The organism is Pseudomonas sp. Sample_24 (genome assembly GCF_004307605.1).
In the GTDB taxonomy this organism is placed as follows: Bacteria; Pseudomonadota; Gammaproteobacteria; order Pseudomonadales; family Pseudomonadaceae; genus Aquipseudomonas.
Window position 1 is genome coordinate 1 of the sequence record NZ_RCNW01000120.1, and the last position, 2,845, is coordinate 2,845.

General features: G+C 62.0%; 3 protein-coding genes. All 3 read left to right on the forward strand.

The window, feature by feature from the left end; genetic code table 11:
- Nucleotides 1-441, forward strand: a 441-nt coding sequence (gene def, locus D8V06_RS06220) for a peptide deformylase (RefSeq protein WP_130930630.1), incomplete at its 5' end; no start/stop codon positions are given.
- 69 nt (nt 442-510) lie between these two features.
- The gene (gene fmt, locus D8V06_RS06225) at nt 511-1,470 is read left to right on the forward strand and encodes a methionyl-tRNA formyltransferase (RefSeq protein WP_130906818.1); all 960 of its coding nucleotides are present in this window, start codon (nt 511-513) and stop codon (nt 1,468-1,470) included.
- Nucleotides 1,467-2,777: a 16S rRNA (cytosine(967)-C(5))-methyltransferase RsmB gene (gene rsmB, locus D8V06_RS06230; protein ID WP_130903758.1), complete on the forward strand. Its 1,311-nt coding sequence runs from the start codon at nt 1,467-1,469 to the stop codon at nt 2,775-2,777. The genes fmt and rsmB overlap by 4 nt, the downstream gene beginning before the upstream one ends.
- Nucleotides 2,778-2,845: the final 68 nt, after the last annotated feature.

The following is a 2,845-nucleotide window of genomic DNA, read 5'->3' on the forward strand; positions in this document are numbered from 1 at the left end:
GTAGTGGACGACGAAGTGCGTCAGTTGGTCGACGACATGTTTGAAACAATGTATGAAGCGCCAGGCATCGGCCTCGCCGCGACCCAGGTCAACGTGCACAAACGTATCGTCGTGATGGACCTTTCCGAAGACCGCACCGAGCCTCGAGTATTCATCAACCCCGAGCTCGAACCGCTAACCGAAGACATGGGCCAGTATCAGGAAGGCTGTCTGTCGGTGCCGGGCTTCTACGAAAACGTCGATCGCCCGCAACGGGTCAAGGTCAAGGCGCTGGACCGCGACGGTCAGCCTTACGAACTGATCGCCGAAGATTTGCTCGCTGTGTGCATCCAGCATGAATGCGACCACCTCAACGGCAAATTGTTCGTCGACTACCTGTCCACGCTCAAACGCGACCGCATCAAGAAGAAGCTGGAAAAGCTCCATCGCCAGAACGCCTGATGCCCCTCTTCAAAGGCTTGCTGCGGCAAGCCTTTTTCTTTTCAAGCTGCTTTGTAATCGAGAGCTTTCATGACTGAGCCACTGCGCATTGTCTTTGCCGGCACCCCGGAATTCGCCGCCGAACACCTCAAGGCCCTGCTGATCAGCCCTTACGAGATCGTTGCGGTCTACACCCAGCCGGATCGCCCGGCAGGCCGTGGGCAAAAAATGATGCCAAGCCCGGTCAAGCAGTTGGCACTGGAAAACCACATCCCCGTGTTGCAACCGCCAACCCTGCGCAACGAAGAGGCCCAGGCTGAACTGGCCGCGTTGAAGCCAGACCTGATGGTGGTGGTCGCCTACGGCCTGATCCTGCCGCAAGTGGTGCTGGATATTCCGCGCCTGGGCTGCATCAACAGCCATGCCTCGCTGTTGCCGCGCTGGCGCGGTGCAGCGCCGATCCAGCGTGCCGTCGAAGCCGGTGATGCCGAAAGCGGCGTGACCGTGATGCGCATGGAAGCCGGGCTCGATACCGGGCCGATGCTGCTCAAGGTCAGCACGCCGATCAGTGCCGAAGACACCGGTGGCAGCCTCCACGATCGTCTGGCCGAAATGGGTCCACCGGCCGTGGTCCAGGCGATTGCCGGCCTTGCCGCCGGTACTCTGGAAGGCGAAGTGCAGGACGATAGCCTCGCCACTTATGCACACAAATTGAACAAAGACGAAGCGCGCATCGACTGGGCTCGCCCGGCGATTGAACTGGAACGTCTGGTCCGCGCCTTCAACCCTTGGCCGATCACCCACAGCACCTTGAATGGCGAAGCCTTGAAAGTGCTGGCCGCACACCTGGCCGAAGGCAAGGGCACGCCGGGGGAGATTCTTGGCGCCAGCAAGGACGGCCTGGTCGTCGCTTGTGGTGAACAGGCCCTGTGCCTGACGCGCCTGCAATTGCCCGGTGGCAAGGCACTGAATTTCAGCGACTTGTTCAACAGCCGTCGGGAGAAATTCGCCATTGGCACAATTCTCGGTCAAGCGGCGGACGCTCAATGAATCCGCGTCTGGCCGCCGCCAAGGCACTTGCCGCTGTCCTGAACGGAAAAGCATCGCTCAACAGCTCGCTACCCACGCAACTGGACAAGGTCGAGGACCGTGATCGCGGCTTCACTCAGGATCTGGCCTTTGGCACCGCACGCTGGCAACCGCGCTTGTCGGCACTGGCGGCCAAGCTGTTACAGAAACCGTTCAAGGCTGCCGACGCCGATGTTGAAGCACTGCTGCTGGTCGGCCTCTATCAACTGCTCTACACCCGCGTCCCGGCCCACGCCGCCATTGGCGAAACCGTTGGCTGCGCCGACAAGCTGAAAAAACCCTGGGCCAAGGCCTTGCTCAACGCCGTGCTGCGCAATGCCCAGCGCGAAAGCGAAACGATTTTTGCCGAGCTGGAACGTGACCCGGTGGTGCGCACCGCTCACCCGCGCTGGCTGCAAAAATCCCTGAAGGCCTTCTGGCCGGAACAATGGGAAGCCATCTGCGCGGCGAACAATGCGCATCCGCCAATGATTCTGCGGGTCAATCGTCGCCATCACAGCCGCGACGCGTATCTCGGCTTGCTGACCAACGCGGGTATCGCCGCCGCCCCGTGTGTCTACAGCCGTGATGGCATCGTGCTCGAAGCGGCCACGGACGTGCGCAGCCTGCCGGGTTTCGCCGACGGCTGGATCAGCGTGCAGGATGAAGCCGCGCAACTGGCCGCCGACCTGCTGGATCTGGCGCCGGGCCAACGGGTACTCGACGCCTGCTGTGCACCGGGTGGCAAGACTTGCCACATCCTTGAAGCCGAGCCAAAGCTGGCCGGCGTCGTAGCGGTCGACCTTGAAGCCAAGCGGCTGGTGCGCGTGCGTGAAAACCTCGAACGCCTGAAACTCAGCGCCGAACTGATTGCCGCCGATGGCCGTGATACCCAGGCGTGGTGGGACGGCAAGCCGTTCCAGCGCATCCTGCTCGATGCCCCCTGCTCGGCCACGGGAGTGATTCGTCGTCACCCGGACATCAAGTTGACCCGTCAACCCGACGACATCGCCGCACTCGCGGTGCTGCAAGGCGAGCTGCTGGACGCGATGTGGATAACGTTGGAAGTGGGCGGCATTCTGCTCTACGCCACGTGCTCGACATTGCCGACCGAGAACACCGAAGTCATCGAAGCCTTCCTCGCTCGCACCCCGGGCGCCCGTGAGCTGGACCTGGCCACCACGGCCGGCATCAAGCAGCCCCACGGTCGCCAATTGCTGGCGCAAGAGGGCGGACACGACGGTTTCTACTACGCCAAGCTGATCAAGATCGCCGCCGCACGCGGTTAACCGGTTTAAGGGAGTGACTGGATGAAAATCATCATCCTCGGCGCAGGGCAGGTCGGCGGTTCGCTGGC